This window comes from Pseudoflavonifractor sp. HNCC25GI2 (assembly GCF_058136395.1).
This window is the reverse complement of record NZ_JBYUOW010000001.1, coordinates 426,524-441,623: the sequence shown is the minus strand read 5'-3', so window position 1 is coordinate 441,623 and position 15,100 is coordinate 426,524. Positions and strand designations below refer to the sequence as shown.

The following is a 15,100-nucleotide window of genomic DNA, read 5'->3' as shown; positions in this document are numbered from 1 at the left end:
TGACAGAAGATCTGGTCAATGTTGGGACTTGAGAGGAAAAGAGAACCGGCAAAATCGTGGGGGAACAGCGCGGCACTGACAAACCCTTAAAAGCTTAAAAAGGACTAAAATGCCTGGAAATTCTAAACATAGGTGCATTTCAGAAGGGAAAAAATACCATTTTTCAAATTGCTGGGAAAAATGAACAATTAAAGGTTAATTTAAGGTAAATGGTCGGCAAAACGCGGGATGTACGCGGTAACATAATACATTTACTCTTGTAAAATTTAAGGTTTCGCGTTACAATCAAGAAGCTTGAAATGTGTCGAAAAACATCACATAATTCGCATATTAAGCGGTTTTGTGATAATTATACAAAGGCCCGAGTTACGGGCCTTTGTGTATTTGTGCTTAATATTTGAAATAAAACAGGGCGAAAAAGGAGCGCAAAAAATGGACTTTCTGTCGAGCAATACCGCGCTGATGCTGCAGCGGTCGATGGACTTTTTGTGGACCAAACAGAGCTGTATTTTGGATAACATCGCCAATGTGGAGACCCCCAATTACCAGACCAAATACGCCACCTTCGAGGAGTCGCTGCAGCAGGCTGTGGCGTCGGCCGGCAAGAGCGGTTCCGCCAAGGCGATGCGCTCCGCCATTGAGGAGACGCCTGTGGCGGTGCACCAGGCAGCTGAGAGCACCCGGCTGGACGGCAACGGCGTGAACGTCACAGAGCAGATGGTGGAGCTGTCGCGCAACGGCTATCAGATGCAGTATGTGATGGACGCCATCAACAGCGATTTTTCCCTGCTCCGCACGGCGATCCAGGGATAAGGGAGGCATAAGAGATGGCCTTTTTAAGTTCCATGAACGTGGTGGGCTCCGGCCTGACGGCCCAGCAGCTGCGCCTGGATGTGATTTCTGAGAACATTACCAATCAGAACACCACCCGCACCGAGGGGGGCAACGGCCCCTACCGGCGGAAGATGGTTGTGCTTCAGGCCCAGGACAGCCAGACGCCCTTCCAGCAGGCGCTGGCCCGGGCGCGGGGCGAGCAGCCGGCGCAGGGCGGCGTGCAGGTGGCCCAGATTGTGGAGGACCCCTCCGATTTCAAGCTGGTCTACGACCCCACCAACCCCGATGCCAACGCCGAGGGCTATGTGGAAATGCCCAACGTGGATTTGGTCAAGGAAATTGCGGATGCCATGGCCGCTTCCCAGGCTTACTCCGCCAACGTCACCGCCTTTAACGTGCTCAAGCAGGTGACGGCCAAAGGGCTGGAAATTGGGAAATAATCCGGGCGCCGGGCCAAGAGGACCGGCGGAGAAAAGAGGAAATATGAGATGTCAAGCGTTCAAACCATAACCCCCATCCAGCCGCTGAAGGCTGCCGCGGCCCAGACGACGGCCGGTATCAGCGGCCAGGACGGCCAGACCTCAATGTTTACGCAGATTTTTCAGTCCATGGTGGACAATGTGAAGGAGACCGACGCGGCCAAAAACGAGGCCTATTACGGACTGGTCACCGGTCAGCTGGACAATCCGGCGGAGGCCACCATTGCTGCCACCCAGGCGTCCGTTGCCACTGAGCTTTTGGTGCAGATGCGGGACCGGGCGCTGGATGCGTACAGCGAATTGATGCGCATCAGCCTATAAAAAACTGAGACACCAGGTCCTGGAGGTTTGTTATGGGAGATAAAGTGAAAAAGACTGCTGCCGATCTCCGGCAGCGGTGGAAGGCCACCTCCCGGAAGACGAAAGGTTTTTTGGGAGGCGGTGTGCTGGCAGTCCTGGTGCTGCTGGCGGTGCTTTTTGTGGTGGCGAGCAACCAGCCCTACACCACCCTGTTTTCTGATTTGAATCAGACAGACATGTCCGCCATTTTGGCCTATTTCTCCGAAAACAGCATTACAGAATACCGGGTGGAGGAGGATTCCATTCTGGTTCCTGAGAGCCAGAAGGCGTCTCTGATGGCCAAGGTTCTGGTGGCCGGCTATCCCTCGGGCAGCTACAACTACTCCACCTATCTGGACAATGTGGGCAGCCTGACCACCGAGGCGGAGCGCAACCAGCTGGTGCTCTACGACCTTCAGGACTACATGGCCGCTGTCATCTGCAACATGGAGGGCGTGGAGTCCGCTCAGGTGCTGCTCACGCCCGGCCAGGACCACACCTATGTGCTGGACAGCGGAAATGAGGTGGACGCCACCGCTGCGGTGCAGGTGACCATGGAGGATGGAAAGGCGCTGAGCGACGGTCAGGTGAACGCCATCCGCAATCTGGTCAGCCACGGCATGCAGGGGCTGAACGTGGAGAATGTGGTCATTGAGGACACCTACGGCAACAGCTACACCGCCGGGGACGATTTTACCGACCTGGAGGATGCCTCGGCCCTGAAGCTGAAGCTGGAGGAGCAGTGCAACAACAACATCCGCACCCGGGTCATGCAGGCGCTGACGCCCCTCTTCGGAGAGGAGAACGTGCAGGTGAGCGTGAACACCGTGGTGGATGTGGACCGGACCTACACCGACTCCACCGACTACTCCCTGGAGGACTGGGCCCAGGGGGAGGACGACGGCATCATCGGCTCCCAGATTTGGGATGACGAGATTGTCCGGGGCGACGGAGATACCACCGGCGGCGTGGCGGGCACGGAGTCCAACTCCGACCTCAATACCTACGTGCAGGAGCAGGTCCAGCCCAACGGCGATGAACAGGCGATCACCAGCTCCGGCCAGACCGACCGCCTGGTGGACACGGAAAAGCAGCAGGTGGAGCATGTGGCCGGCTACATCAGCGACGTGATGGTCTCGGTCACCGTCAACCAGGCGGCGGCCGGAAGTGTGGATGAGCAGAGCCTGTACGCCCACGTAGCCCGGGCGGCGGGCATTTCTTCCGCCGACCAGCAGGACAAGATTTCTATCCTGGTGGCGCCCTTCTATGAGGAACAGGACACCCAGGTTATCCCCACGCCGGCGAACGTGCCCCAGTGGGTGCTGTACGCAGCCATCGGCGGCGGAGCGCTGTTTTTGGTGCTGATGCTGCTGATGCTGCTGATCCACCGGATCCGGGCCAAGAAGCGCGGCAGCGTGGCCCAGGCGGCCGCCCCTGTGAGCATGCCCCAGCCGGTGGAGGCCGCAGTGCCCCAGCAGGCGGATATCCTGGAGATGCAGACGGAGAAAAGCATGGAGCTGCGGCAGGATGTCCGGAAGTTTGCGGAGGAAAATCCTGAGATTGCAGCCCAGATGGTAAAAAATTGGCTTCGGGAGGGTGAACGGACAACATGAGTGAAACGGCAGCGGCTCCGGTCCAGGGAACGGCCGCCCCGACCAAGCCGGTATCAACCCAGCCCAAGAAGGAGCTGACCCGCCAGCAGAAGGCGGCGGCCGTCATCATTTCGCTGGGCACGGAAAAGGCCTCACAGCTGTACCAGTACATGGACCCCGAGGACGTGGAGCAGATCACCCTGGAGGTGGCCAAGCTGGGCTATGTGGACGCGGCCACCACCGAGAATGTGCTCAACGAGTACTACCAGATGTGCATGACCAACAAGGCGGTGACCGAGGGCGGCCTGGAGTACGCCCGGGCCGTTCTGGAGCGGGCCTTCGGAGCCCAGACCGCCAGTATGCTGCTGGACAAGGTGACCAAGTCCCTGAAAAACCGGGAGTTTTCCTTCCTCAATAAGGCGGACGAGAAGTCCCTGTACGCTGCCCTCCAGCATGAGCGTCCCCAGACCATCGCCCTGGTGCTGTCCTACGTGGACCCGGAGAAATCGGCCGCCGTCATTGACGAGCTGGACCCGGAGCGCCAGGTGAAGGTAGTGGAGAGCATCGCCAACATGGAGAGTGCCTCCCCCGCGGCGGTGAAGATCATCGAGGCGGAGATGGAGAAGAGCTTCTCCAGCATCATGACCACCAACAACGTGAAGGTGGGCGGCGTGGACTATGTGGCCGACGTGATGAACAATCTGGACCGGGCCAGCGAAAAGAGCATTTTCGACCGCCTGTCCACCTACAACGCAGACCTGGCCGACGAGATTCGCAAGCGGATGTTTGTCTTCGAGGATATTGTCACCATGGACGACCGGTCGGTGCAGCGCTTCGTCCGGGACTGCGACCCCAAGGATCTGGTGCTTGCCCTCAAGGGCGCCAACAGCGAGGTGGCAAACAAGATCTTTGCCAATGTGTCCACCCGTATGGCCCAGAGCATCCGGGACGACCTGGAGGTCACCGTCAACGTGCGGATCCGGGATGTGGAGGCGGCCCAGCAGCGTATTGTGGGCGTGATCCGGGACCTGGAGGAGAAGAACGAGCTGATTATCCTCAAGGGCGGAAAGGACGATATCATTGCCTAACATCTTTAAGAACTTTCTCTGGCCCCAGGCGCAGGCCTATTCCTTCCCTCCGGCCGAGGAGATACCGGTGGAGGAGGACCCCGTTTTACCCGACGAGCCGGAGGAGACAGCCGCCTCCGCCGCTCCGGAGGAGCCCCCTGCCGGAGAGACAGAGGACAACGGCGAGCAGCCGGGTCCCGATCCCGGCCAGGGGGCGGCGGCCATGTTCTCCTACGCCCGGGTGCAGTCCGAGGCCATCATGGCCCAGGCCAAGCGCCAGGGGGAGGAGATGCTGGAGGAGTACCGCCGCCAGGCCGCCGAGGAGGCTCAGCGCCTGAAGGAGGAGGCCCGGGAGGAGGGCTTCCGCCAGGGCTATGCCGACGGGCTCATCAAGGCCCAGACGGAGAGCCGGACCAAGCTGGACGAGCAGCTGCAGCAGCAGGCCGGGCAGGTAAAGGAGTTTCTGGAGCGGGCCGACCAGGCCCGGGAGGAGCTGCTGGACCGGGCCCAGGACGAGCTGTGTGATTTGAGCATTGCGGTGGCGGAAAAGGTGATTCACGTCAGCCTGAAAAGCAGCCGGGAGGTCATATTGCGCATGGTCCAGATGGCCACCGAGCGGCTGCGGCGCCGGGAGTGGGTGCGGATTTACATCGGCGGCTGCGACAGCAAGGAGCTGGCCCAGATTGCACCTGAGCTGACCGCTTCCCTGGCCGGACTGTCCGACCACATCAAGCTCATTCCCATGGCCGACGATGAGTCGGGCACCTGCATCATCGAGATGCCCGATGAGATCATCGACGCCAGCGCGTCCACCCAACTGGACAATTTGAAAGATATTCTCCGCGGAGGCTGAGAGGAGGCGGAGGCCTTGTTTGAAGAGATGATTCAGCGGGTGCAGCAGGCACAGACCGTCAGCTACACCGGGAAAATTGAAAACATCGTGGGCATGTCCATCGAGGCCTCCGGCGGCCGGGCGGCCGTGGGCGACATCTGCCGCATCTACAACGGGGAGTCCGGCGGCCAGGTGATGGCCGAGGTGGTTGGCTTCAAGAATGACCGCATTCTGCTCATGCCCTACTCCGACATGAGCGGCATTTCCGCCGGCAATTTTGTGCGCAACACCGGCCGGCGGCTGAGCCTCAACATGGGTCCCTTCCTGAAAGGGCGGGTTATCAACGCCCTGGGTCAGCCCATTGACGGGAAGGGCCCCTTCCCCAGCGGCACGTCCTTCTGTGTGGACGGCAGCTCCTACATAAACCCCATGGCCCGGCCCCCCATCCGGGAGCGGCTGGAGTTCGGCATCAAAGCCATCGACGGCATGCTCACCGTGGGCAAGGGACAGAGAATCGGAATCTTCGCCGGCTCCGGCGTGGGCAAGAGTACCCTGATGGGCATGATTGCCAAGCACGTGAAGGCGGACATCAACGTCATCGCCCTGGTGGGCGAGCGTGGCCGCGAGGTACTGGAGTTCATGGAGAAGGACCTGGGACCGGAGGGCATGAGCCGGTCGGTCCTGGTGGTGGCCACCTCAGACCAGCCCGCCATGCTGCGCAAGCGGTGCCCCTCGGTGGCCACGGGAGTGGCGGAGTACTTCCGGGACCAGGGGTACGACGTGCTGCTGATGATGGACTCCCTGACCCGGTTTGCCATGGCCCAGCGGGAGATTGGCCTTGCAGTGGGCGAGCCGCCGGTGGCCCGGGGCTATACCCCCTCCATCTACTCGGAGCTGCCCAAGCTGCTGGAGCGCAGCGGAAATTTCCAGCGGGGCTCCATCACCGGGGTCTACACCGTGCTGGTGGAGGGCGACGACACCAACGAGCCCATTGCAGACACCGTCCGAGGCATTCTGGACGGGCACATCGTGCTCTCCCGTCAGCTGGCCAACAGCAACCACTTCCCGGCCATCGACGTAAGCGCCAGCATCTCCCGTCTGATGAACGACATTGTCTCCCCGGAGCACCGGCAGATGGCCGCCCGCATCCGGGACGTGATGGGTGTCTATGAGAAGAATGCGGACCTGGTGTCCATCGGCGCCTACAAGGCGGGGACCAACCCCAAGCTGGACTACGCACTGAGCCGGATTGATGGCATTCAGGAGTTCCTCATGCAGGGCGTCCAGGAGGGCTTCACCTACGAACAGGATCTGGAGCTGATGAATCAGCTGCTGTAAAGGAGATGAGGGCCGTGAAACAGTTTCGGTTTGGCCTGGACGGAGTTCTGGGCTACCGCCAGCAGGTGCTGGAGGGACAGCAAAACGAATATGCCAAGGCGCTGCAGCGGGTCCGGGAGCAGCAGGACCGGGTGGAGGATGCCCAGGCCCGGTACCAGGCGCTCAACCGGCGCTTCCGGGAGGAGGCGGCCGCAGGTATGACCGCCGCCGATGCCATGGGCTTTGAAAGCGGCCTTCGGGTGCTGGAGCTGGAGATTGCCCGGGAGATGAAGAGCCTCCAGACCCTCCGTCAGGAGGCGGAGGAGAAGCGGAAGCGGGTGCTCCAGGCCCACATGGATGCCGCGGTTCTGGAGCGGCTGAAGGAAAAACAGCAGGACGCCTACCGGAAGGAAGTACAAAAGAGCGACGAGCGCTTTATTGATGAATTGGTTTCCGCGGAGTGGGCAGTGCGGAGCGGAGCCTGAGCACAGAACCACAGAACCATTGAAAGGAGGTGAGAAGAGAATGTATATGACAGACATGCTGCTTCAAATGACCCTGCAGAGCAGCTGGCAGGTGCCGGAGCTTTCCCAGAGCGCGGGCCAGACTGGCGCGGACAGCCAGAGCCAGGGGACAAGCTTCCAGGACCTGCTGGCCCAGCGCCGGGAGGACCTGACCCAGACCGGGGACAAGACCGCAAATGGGAAGGACACCAAGGACGAGCAGACGGTGACGACCACGGAAAAGCCGGACACGGAGCCCCAGAACGGAGAGCTTGCAGTGGCGGCGGCCGCGGCTGCGCCCATGGCACTCAGCAATCTGGTGGCCGTTCCGGCTGACTTTGTGGAGCAGACCGGTTCCGCCGAAACCCCTGTGATTTCCGCGGTTACCATGGAAGTGCCTGCGGTGACAAATATGCAGACGGTCCAGACCGCTCAGTCCCCGGCAGAGGGCAAAGGCGAGGGACTGTCTCAGGTCCAGCAGGAGCCCCAGACCGTCCAGCAGCCTCAGACCACCGCAGCGGCTGTCCAGAGTGTTGCTGTCCAGGAAAAGGGGGCCGCAGTCCAGACCGATGCCTCCCAGAGTGGAGCGCAGGAGGATCTGACCCAGGACCTGACCCAGTCCGCGCCCAAGCAGGATGAAACCCAGACCCCTGACACGGTGGTGGTAAACCACTGGCAGACCCCGCTGTTTGGGGACGTGGAGGCCACGCCGGTGCGGGTAGGGGACGCGGAGGTGGATATGACCGCCCCGGCCCGGGAGGTGCAGACCGCGCTGGGCGATGCGCTGAAAAACGCCGTGGACCAGGGAGAGCAGTACCTGGAGATAAAGCTGAGCCCGGCCAACCTGGGCACTGTGGTGGCGGAATTCACCCGAAGCCCGGAGGGCGCCCTTCACGTGGTGCTGCGGGCTGAGACGGAGCAGACCGCCAGACTGCTCAGCGACCACGCGTCAGCCCTGAGCCTGATGCTCCAGGACAGCAGCCGCGGCGAGGTGCGGATTGAGGTGCCTCAGCCCCAGCAGAACGAGTCCCCCTGGCAGCAGCCGGATCAGGACGGCGGCCGCCAACAGCAGTCCCAGCAACAGCAGCAACAGCACGCCCCACGCCAGGAGTCGGAATCCTTCCTCCATCAGCTCCGTCTCGGACTGGTGCAGATGGATGAGGAGGCCGTGTAAGCGGCGCGGGAGCAGGAGGTGAACAGCATGACAAGCAGCGATTTTATGCCCCTTTCTCTGGATACCCTTCAGACGGCCAACACCTATTCCGCCGCAAAGAGCAGCAGCCCTACCGTGGATGAGGTGGAGAGCTGGGGCTATAACGTCAGTGACTCCGACGATGCCTTCGGTTTGGACTTCACCGATTTTCTTCAGCTGATGGTCCAGCAGCTGCAGAATCAGACCATTGACAACGCGGCCGATACCTCGGACATGCTCAACCAGATGGTGCAGATGTCCGTGGTGCAGATGATGAGCAAGGTGCAGACCAGCCTGGACAGCCTGACCACCGCCAGCACCATGACCTATGCCGCCTCGCTGGTGGGCAAGACGGTCACCGTGGGTGCTTATGACGAGGAGGGCAACATCCAGGAGATTGTAGGCACCGTGGACGGAACCGGAAGCTATCAGAACACGCCGGTCATCTTTATCAAGGGTGAGATGTATCCCCTGAGCAGCATTATGGCCGTGGGCACTCTGCCGGAGATTCCCGATTCCGGTGAGGACGGCGGGACCGATGCCGGCGGCGAAGACGGGCAGGAGACGCCGGAGACCCCGGAGGTCTGAGCGCCCTGGAACGAAGGAGGTGTTTCCGTGGTCGGACCAATCAACACGGTGGGACCGGCCGGCTTTTCCGGACAGACGGAGGCACGTAAGACGCAGAGCCCGCAGGAGGGCAGCAGCTTCGGCGCCGTACTTCAGCAGCAGCTGGAGCAGAGCCAGACGCGGCAGGTGGCCTTTTCCAAGCACGCCCTCAGCCGGGCGGAGGAGCGCGGCATCGAGGTAACTCCCACGCTGCTGGAGCGGCTGGGCGACTCGGTGGAGCGGGCTGAAGCCAAGGGTGCCACCAACATTCTGGCTCTGGACCAGAGTCTGGCGTTTATTGTCAACGTCCCCAACAACCGTGTCATTACCGCTTTGTCCGAAGCGGAAATGAAGGACAGCATTTTTACCAACATTGATGGCGCCGTGTTCCTGTGAAGCACAGAGGGCAGGACCGAAAGGAGGCTCTGGGGGCCGTGTGAATGACGGCTTCCCGGCGGCGCCCGTCGGAAAAAAGGAGCAAATACACTATGTCTATGACAGGCGCAATGAGCGCAGCAATTACCGGCTTAAAAACCCATATGCAGGCCCTGAACGTGGTGGGCAACAACATCGCAAACGTGAACACCAACGGCTACAAGGCCCAGCGGATTACCTTTAAAGAGAGCATCTACAACACCCTCAGCGCCGGCTCTGCCGGTACTACCACCACCGGCAGCACCAATCCCCAGCAGATCGGCTACGGCTGCAGCGTGGGCACCATCGACCTGGACATGACCAGCGGCGACCTGAACTCCACTGGCCGGGCTCTGGACTGTGCCATCAAGGGCGACGGCTTCTTCCTGGTGGGCAACAAGCAGCTGGAGTTTGACGGTGCCGCGGACCTGAACAAGCTGACCCTCACCCGGGTGGGCGACTTCGACTTCCGGGACGGCTACTTAGTCGATGGCCAGGGCAACGTGGTCTACGGCTTTTTGACCAGCTGTGAGGATGACCCCACCAACGGCAACGGCGCGGCCGGTACCGACATAGGCAAGACCAGCACCGCCCTGGTGCCCATCCACCTGCCCATGCGGTCCACCGCCACCGGCACCGTGGGCAAAGCGGTCTATGTAGGTGTGGACGGCGACGGCAAGAACGTGGAGGCCACTACGGACGTGGATGGCTACATCAACTACACTAACCTGACCATCGACGCCAATGGCAAGATTATCTGCACCAACGAGGACACCAACGACGAGGTGGTGGTGGGCTACATCGCCCTGGGCACCGTGGAGAACCCCAACGGCGTGCTCCACACCGACGGCCCCTACTACACCGCCGGGGACGCCGCCGGCAGCATCACCCTCAGCGCCCCCAAGAGCTCGGTCACCGGCTACCTGAACAACAAGGCCGCGGATGACAATCCGGACCCCGCCACCATGCTGTTAGCCAAGAGCGAGACGGGGCTGATGACCTCCTTCCTGGAGGGTTCCGGCACCGACCTGGCCACTGAGTTTTCCAACATGATTATCTACCAGCGCGGCTATCAGGCCAACACCCGCATTGTTACCGTGACCGACTCCATGCTGGAGGAACTGGTCAACATGAAACGCTAAGCCGAATTGAAACGAAGTTCCGCCGCCTGAGGAACCTGCCTCAGGCGGCGGGACGAGGGAAAAGAGGGCGGTTTTTGTGATTGAATTGCAGAAGATGAACAAGGAGAAATTCCTCATTAACCACAATCAGATCGAGTGCATCGAGCTGATTCCGGAGTGCAAAATTGTGATGATGAATCACGACTACTATCTGGTGCGGGACACCGTGGATGAAATTATTCAAAAAATTGCCGATTATAACGCCAAGGTCCAGGACATTCACCGGGAAGTTTCCGTGATTGACCGGCGCTGACCGGGCGTTTGCCCCGCGGAACGCGGGATATAGACAGAAGGGATCGACGGTATGAACGTTGTGTATTTGATTGGTCTTATATTGGCCATTGCTTTTACCATATTCGGTATCATTGTCGGCATTCAATTCAACATTGGTGACGCCACGAAACAGCTGGTCGAGGTCACCTTTGAACCGCTGAATCTGATTAACTTCTTTGATCTGTCCAGTGTATTGATTGTGGTGGGCGGCACGCTGGCGGTGGTCATTGCCTGCTACCCCAAGCTGGCCAAGTCCTTCCCCAAGCACATCAAGATTATGCTTCGGGCCCAGGCCTTTGACCCCAACGTGTATGTGGAGCAGCTGGTGGAGCTGGCTCAGATTGCCCGGAAAAACGGCCTGCTGGCCCTGGAGGAGAAGGCCAACGATCAGGCTGACCCCTTCTTCAAGCAAGCCATCATGCTCATTGTGGACGCCAATGACCCGGATCGGGTGCGGAGCATCCTGGAAAACGACATTGAGCAGACCTCAGCCCGCCACCAGGAGGTGGTGGCCATGTATGAGCGGGGCTCCAACGCGGCGCCCGCCTTCGGTATGATTGGTACGCTGATTGGCCTTATCAACATGCTGAAGGGGCTGGACGGAGCGGACATGGAGTCCCTGGGCCCCAACATGTCGGTGGCTCTGATTACGACCTTTTACGGCTCCTTCCTGGCCCACGTGATTTTTAACCCCATTGCCGCCAACCTGACGGCCCGGGACGAGGAGGAGATCCTCTGCCGGCAGATTATTGTGGAGGGCATTATGGCCATCCAGTCCGGCGAGAACCCCAAGTTCCTCCGGGAGCGGCTGCTGACCTTTGTCAATCAGAAGCAGCGGGACAGCGCAGGGGAGGGCGGCGAGGCGCCCAAGGAGAAAAAAGGCCGGAAAAAAGGCAAGGCGTGAGACATCTGATCACAGTGGAAAGGAGGTTTGGCCATGAAGAAGAGACGCAGCGGCAGCGGCGGAGCCAACTGGATGGATACATATGGAGACATGGTGACCTTGCTGCTGTGCTTTTTTGTCATGCTCTATTCCATGTCCACCATGGATAAGGAAAAGTGGATTGCCCTGGTGGAGTCGTTCAATCCCAACGCGGTGACCCAGCAGGTGAGCGGCGCAGGCGGACATGAGGCCACCGACCAGCTGACCCAGGAGCAGGTGGACGCGGACATCGAGGAGCTCTATGAGACCATGAAGGACTACGTGGAGGAGGAAAACCTGACCACGCAGATCAGCATCACCAAGGGCAGCGGCTATGTGTTTGTCTCCTTTGACAACACGGTGTTTTTTGACGGCGACAGCTACGTCCTCCGGGATGACGGCAAGGTGGTGCTGGACCAGGTGGCCCAGTCCATCGCCCAGGTGAGCCAGTCCATTGATGAAATCCGGGTGCTGGGCCACACCGCTCAGGAGGTGGCCGACTCGCCCAATGACCCGGCGGTGGACCGCTTCCTGGCCACCAACCGGGCCGCAGTGGTCACCGTCTATCTGCAGCAGAAAAATATTGTGGACCCGGCCCGGCTGGTAAGCGTGGGCTACGGCCAGTGGCGGCCCATCGCGGACAACGGCACCTCGGAGGGCCGTGCCCAGAACCGGCGGGTGGAGCTGCTGGTCACAGGACTGAATGTGGAAAACGACATCGGAGACGACATTGCCCAGTATTACACCATGCGTTCCGGTGAAGGCGGAACCTCGGGCGCGGCGGATGCCGCCGGGACATCCGGCGGGCAGAGCCAGACCGGGTCCGGCCAGGAGGGATAGTCATGGCGGAAGTATTGTCGCAAAGCCAGATTGACGCGCTGCTCAGTGCGGCGCGCAGCGGCGAGATGGATTTGAACCGGTCGGACCAGGACGGCGAGAAGAAGTACCGGAAATACGATTTTTACAGCCCCCGGAAGTTTACCAAAGACCGGCTGAAAATGATCAGCGGCATCTTTGAAAATTACACCCGGATCATCAACTCCCGCCTCAACGGCCTGCTGCATACCACCAGCGAAATTGCGGTGGAGTCGGTGGAGGAGCAACGCTACTACGAATTTGCCAACGCCCTGTCCGACGGCGACGTGCTCACCCTGGCGGATGTGAACGTGCAGGGGGTGCGGGAGAGCGAGGAGAGTCCGGTGCTCATTCACCTGAGCACGGGGCTGGCGCTGAACATGATGGACCGTCTGATGGGCGGCGAGGGAGAGGGCGCGGCCTCCGCCCCCGCCGGATACACCTTTACCCCTCTGGAGCTGAAGCTCTATGAGAGCATTGTCAAGGATCTCATCGACATCCTGGGGGGGAGCTGGGAGAACTACATCGACCTGAATTTCGCCTTCCGCCGGGTGGAGGCAAACCCCACGCTGGTGCAGCTCATCGGCCTGGATGAGACGGTGGTCATCATCGGCATCAGCATCAAATTCCCCAACGCCGCCGGGCGCATGAGCATCTGCCTGCCGGGCATGATGCTGACCAACATCTTTGCCAAGATTGCGGCCATGAACCAGGTGGGCCGGGGAACCGGGGAGAACAACTCCCAGGAGATTATGGATATCCTGCGGGACTCCCAGCTGGAGATCACGGCAGAGCTGGGACGCACCCAGCTGACGCTGCAGGACATCTACTATTTGAACGTGGGAGACGTAATCGACCTGGGCCACCCCACCCAGGAGCCGGTCAACCTTTATATCGGCGGGCAGCCCTGGTTCAGCGGTAAGCTGGGCACCCAGGGCGGCAGTATGGCCGTCAAGATTTGTGACACCTATCACGCCCAGACAAGAGAGGAGAAGTGAGGAACATGGCGCAGAACATTTTCAACCCGATGGAGCTGGACGCCATCGGCGAAATTATGAACATCAGCCTGGGGTCCTCGGCAACCGCGGTATCCAACATGCTGGACCACCGGGTGGACATCACCACCCCCTCGGTGGATGTGGTTTCGGTGGACGATTTCAGCATCGGGGATTTGGAGCCGGCCATCGGCGTGGAGATCCGCTATGTCTCGGGCCTGGAGGGCAGCAACATCATGCTGCTGAAGAAGAGCGACGTCAAGGTGATCGTGGACATCCTCATGGGCAGCGAGACGCCGGAGGAGGAGTTTGAGCTCAATGACCTGACCGTCAGCGCCGTGTGCGAGGTCATGAACCAGATGATGGGCGCGGCCTCCACCGCTCTGTCCGATTTCCTTGGACACCCGGTGAACATCTCCACCCCCCAGTCCTTCGCGCTGGATGACATGGACAAGTTCAAAAAGGAGCACTTTGCCGCCGAGGGCGACACCCTGGTGGTGGTCCGGTTCATGCTGAGCATTGAGGATATCCTGAAGAGCGAATTTGTCAATGTGATGTCGGTGGACCTGGCCCGGGAGCTGCTGGCGGGCTTCGAGATGAACTTCGGCAGTGTGTCCTCCGAGGAGGACAGCGCCGCCAAGGCGGCCCCGGCCAAGGCTGAGCCTCAGCCGGCTCCCGCCCCCCAGCCGCAGCCCCAGAGTGCGCCCCAGCCGGCCGCACCCTCCGCGGCCCAGAGCGGGCCCGGCCCGGTGATGAGCCAGGAGGAAATTGAGCAGATGCTCAATCGCCTCATTGACCAGCCCCAGGAGCAGCAGACTCCGCCTCCCGCCCCCCAGGCCCCGGTGCAGCAGCCGGCCGCGCCTCAGGCTTCGGTCCAGCCGGCCCCCGTGCAGCAGGCCCCCGTACAGGCCGCGCCGGCCTGGCAGGCCCCCGAGCCCAAGCGCATCAACGCCGCGCCCCTGCCGCTGCCCACCCTGGACGTGGAGGACCGGATTGGCAAGGAGCAGGCGGACAACCTGGAGCTTATCATGTCCGTCCCGCTGGAAATCTCCGTGGAGATTGGCCGGACCCGGCGGAAGGTGGAGGATATCCTCTCCTTCTCCAAGGGGTCTCTGGTGGTGCTGGACAAGCTGGCCGGAGACCAGGTGGACCTGTTTGTCAACGGCCTGTGCGTGGCCCGGGGCGACGTGGTGGTCATCGACGACAACTTCGGCGTGCGCATCACAGAGGTACTCAAGCCCAGCGAGCTTTTGAAATTGACCTGACGCCCCAACGGACCGCCGGTCCGGCCGGGCGCACAATAAAAACAGTAAAGGGTGAACATCATGGCTAAGATTCTGATTGTAGACGACGCAGCCTTCATGCGAAAGGTAATCCGGGACACGCTGACCAAGGAGGGGTACACCGACATCTATGAGGCCGTGGACGGCCAGGACGCGGTGGAGAAGTACTTTGAAATCAAGCCCGACCTGGTGCTCATGGACATCACCATGCCCAACATGGACGGCCTGGAGGCGCTGAAGGCCATCCGTGCCAAGGACAGCAACGCCAATGTGGTCATGTGCTCGGCCATGGGCCAGGAGGCCATGGTCGTGGAGGCCGTGCAGGCCGGCATCAAGGACTTTATTGTCAAGCCCTTCAAGAGCGACCGGCTTTTGAAGACCGTCAGCACCATTGTGGGTGCGCCCTGATGTGATGT

At 60.7% G+C, this 15,100-nt stretch carries 18 protein-coding genes; all 18 read left to right on the top strand.

Features of this window, described 5'->3' with window-relative positions:
* The first annotated feature begins 432 nt into the window (after window positions 1–432).
* The 18 genes from flgB to AC3YUO_RS02030 all read left to right on the top strand — a co-directional run bounded on the left by flgB (window position 433) and on the right by AC3YUO_RS02030 (window position 15,092).
* Window positions 433–813 (top strand): flagellar basal body rod protein FlgB, encoded by a 381-nt coding sequence (gene flgB / locus AC3YUO_RS02115; protein ID WP_489961386.1) that lies wholly within the window; start codon window positions 433–435, stop codon window positions 811–813.
* 14 nt (window positions 814–827) lie between these two features.
* Entirely contained in the window at window positions 828–1,274 is a 447-nt protein-coding gene (gene flgC / locus AC3YUO_RS02110) for a flagellar basal body rod protein FlgC (RefSeq protein ID WP_489961385.1), read from the top strand.
* A 48-nt stretch (window positions 1,275–1,322) separates the two neighbouring features.
* Window positions 1,323–1,634, top strand: coding sequence for a flagellar hook-basal body complex protein FliE (fliE, locus tag AC3YUO_RS02105; RefSeq protein WP_489961384.1), 312 nt, complete (start codon window positions 1,323–1,325; stop codon window positions 1,632–1,634).
* A 32-nt stretch (window positions 1,635–1,666) separates the two neighbouring features.
* Window positions 1,667–3,265 (top strand): flagellar basal-body MS-ring/collar protein FliF, encoded by a 1,599-nt coding sequence (fliF, locus tag AC3YUO_RS02100; protein WP_489961383.1) that lies wholly within the window; start codon window positions 1,667–1,669, stop codon window positions 3,263–3,265.
* The gene (gene fliG / locus AC3YUO_RS02095; protein ID WP_489961382.1) at window positions 3,262–4,332 is read left to right on the top strand and encodes a flagellar motor switch protein FliG; all 1,071 of its coding nucleotides are present in this window, start codon (window positions 3,262–3,264) and stop codon (window positions 4,330–4,332) included. Before fliF ends, fliG begins: the two co-directional genes overlap by 4 nt.
* Window positions 4,325–5,164 carry a FliH/SctL family protein gene (locus AC3YUO_RS02090; protein ID WP_489961381.1) on the top strand — a complete coding sequence of 280 codons (840 nt, stop codon included), beginning with the start codon at window positions 4,325–4,327 and terminating at the stop codon, window positions 5,162–5,164. Before fliG ends, AC3YUO_RS02090 begins: the two co-directional genes overlap by 8 nt.
* Window positions 5,165–5,179: 15 nt before the next feature.
* A complete protein-coding gene (locus AC3YUO_RS02085; RefSeq protein WP_489961380.1) occupies window positions 5,180–6,481 on the top strand; it encodes a FliI/YscN family ATPase in 1,302 nt (433 codons plus the stop codon).
* A 14-nt stretch (window positions 6,482–6,495) separates the two neighbouring features.
* Window positions 6,496–6,945: a flagellar export protein FliJ gene (fliJ, locus tag AC3YUO_RS02080; RefSeq protein WP_489961379.1), complete on the top strand. Its 450-nt coding sequence runs from the start codon at window positions 6,496–6,498 to the stop codon at window positions 6,943–6,945.
* Window positions 6,946–6,985: 40 nt separating this feature from the next.
* Window positions 6,986–8,137, top strand: coding sequence for a flagellar hook-length control protein FliK (locus AC3YUO_RS02075; RefSeq protein ID WP_489961378.1), 1,152 nt, complete (start codon window positions 6,986–6,988; stop codon window positions 8,135–8,137).
* Window positions 8,138–8,164: 27 nt separating this feature from the next.
* Window positions 8,165–8,743 (top strand): flagellar hook assembly protein FlgD, encoded by a 579-nt coding sequence (locus AC3YUO_RS02070; protein ID WP_489961377.1) that lies wholly within the window; start codon window positions 8,165–8,167, stop codon window positions 8,741–8,743.
* 27 nt (window positions 8,744–8,770) lie between these two features.
* Entirely contained in the window at window positions 8,771–9,157 is a 387-nt protein-coding gene (locus tag AC3YUO_RS02065) for a TIGR02530 family flagellar biosynthesis protein (RefSeq protein ID WP_489961376.1), read from the top strand.
* Between the two features lie 110 nt (window positions 9,158–9,267).
* Window positions 9,268–10,317 (top strand): flagellar hook-basal body complex protein, encoded by a 1,050-nt coding sequence (locus AC3YUO_RS02060; RefSeq protein WP_489961375.1) that lies wholly within the window; start codon window positions 9,268–9,270, stop codon window positions 10,315–10,317.
* A 76-nt stretch (window positions 10,318–10,393) separates the two neighbouring features.
* Window positions 10,394–10,609 carry a flagellar FlbD family protein gene (locus AC3YUO_RS02055; protein WP_489961374.1) on the top strand — a complete coding sequence of 72 codons (216 nt, stop codon included), beginning with the start codon at window positions 10,394–10,396 and terminating at the stop codon, window positions 10,607–10,609.
* Between the two features lie 51 nt (window positions 10,610–10,660).
* Window positions 10,661–11,533: a motility protein A gene (locus AC3YUO_RS02050; RefSeq protein ID WP_489961373.1), complete on the top strand. Its 873-nt coding sequence runs from the start codon at window positions 10,661–10,663 to the stop codon at window positions 11,531–11,533.
* A gap of 33 nt (window positions 11,534–11,566) precedes the next feature.
* Window positions 11,567–12,391, top strand: coding sequence for an OmpA/MotB family protein (locus AC3YUO_RS02045; RefSeq protein WP_489961372.1), 825 nt, complete (start codon window positions 11,567–11,569; stop codon window positions 12,389–12,391).
* Between the two features lie 2 nt (window positions 12,392–12,393).
* Window positions 12,394–13,404: a flagellar motor switch protein FliM gene (locus tag AC3YUO_RS02040; RefSeq protein WP_489961371.1), complete on the top strand. Its 1,011-nt coding sequence runs from the start codon at window positions 12,394–12,396 to the stop codon at window positions 13,402–13,404.
* A gap of 5 nt (window positions 13,405–13,409) precedes the next feature.
* Window positions 13,410–14,666 carry a flagellar motor switch protein FliN gene (gene fliN, locus AC3YUO_RS02035; protein ID WP_489961370.1) on the top strand — a complete coding sequence of 419 codons (1,257 nt, stop codon included), beginning with the start codon at window positions 13,410–13,412 and terminating at the stop codon, window positions 14,664–14,666.
* Between the two features lie 60 nt (window positions 14,667–14,726).
* Entirely contained in the window at window positions 14,727–15,092 is a 366-nt protein-coding gene (locus AC3YUO_RS02030; protein WP_489961369.1) for a response regulator, read from the top strand.
* Window positions 15,093–15,100: the final 8 nt, after the last annotated feature.

What these genes read in the sequence shown, in the direction of transcription:
- flgB (WP_489961386.1), top strand. Translation starts at nt 433, where the DNA reads ATGGACTTTCTGTCGAGCAATACCGCGCTGATGCTGCAGCGGTCGATG.
- flgC (WP_489961385.1), top strand. Translation starts at nt 828, where the DNA reads ATGGCCTTTTTAAGTTCCATGAACGTGGTGGGCTCCGGCCTGACGGCC.
- fliE (WP_489961384.1), top strand. Translation starts at nt 1,323, where the DNA reads ATGTCAAGCGTTCAAACCATAACCCCCATCCAGCCGCTGAAGGCTGCC.
- fliF (WP_489961383.1), top strand. Translation starts at nt 1,667, where the DNA reads ATGGGAGATAAAGTGAAAAAGACTGCTGCCGATCTCCGGCAGCGGTGG.
- fliG (WP_489961382.1), top strand. Translation starts at nt 3,262, where the DNA reads ATGAGTGAAACGGCAGCGGCTCCGGTCCAGGGAACGGCCGCCCCGACC.
- AC3YUO_RS02075 (WP_489961378.1), top strand. Translation starts at nt 6,986, where the DNA reads ATGTATATGACAGACATGCTGCTTCAAATGACCCTGCAGAGCAGCTGG.
- AC3YUO_RS02070 (WP_489961377.1), top strand. Translation starts at nt 8,165, where the DNA reads ATGACAAGCAGCGATTTTATGCCCCTTTCTCTGGATACCCTTCAGACG.
- AC3YUO_RS02060 (WP_489961375.1), top strand. Translation starts at nt 9,268, where the DNA reads ATGAGCGCAGCAATTACCGGCTTAAAAACCCATATGCAGGCCCTGAAC.
- AC3YUO_RS02050 (WP_489961373.1), top strand. Translation starts at nt 10,661, where the DNA reads ATGAACGTTGTGTATTTGATTGGTCTTATATTGGCCATTGCTTTTACC.
- AC3YUO_RS02045 (WP_489961372.1), top strand. Translation starts at nt 11,567, where the DNA reads ATGAAGAAGAGACGCAGCGGCAGCGGCGGAGCCAACTGGATGGATACA.
- AC3YUO_RS02040 (WP_489961371.1), top strand. Translation starts at nt 12,394, where the DNA reads ATGGCGGAAGTATTGTCGCAAAGCCAGATTGACGCGCTGCTCAGTGCG.
- fliN (WP_489961370.1), top strand. Translation starts at nt 13,410, where the DNA reads ATGGCGCAGAACATTTTCAACCCGATGGAGCTGGACGCCATCGGCGAA.
- AC3YUO_RS02030 (WP_489961369.1), top strand. Translation starts at nt 14,727, where the DNA reads ATGGCTAAGATTCTGATTGTAGACGACGCAGCCTTCATGCGAAAGGTA.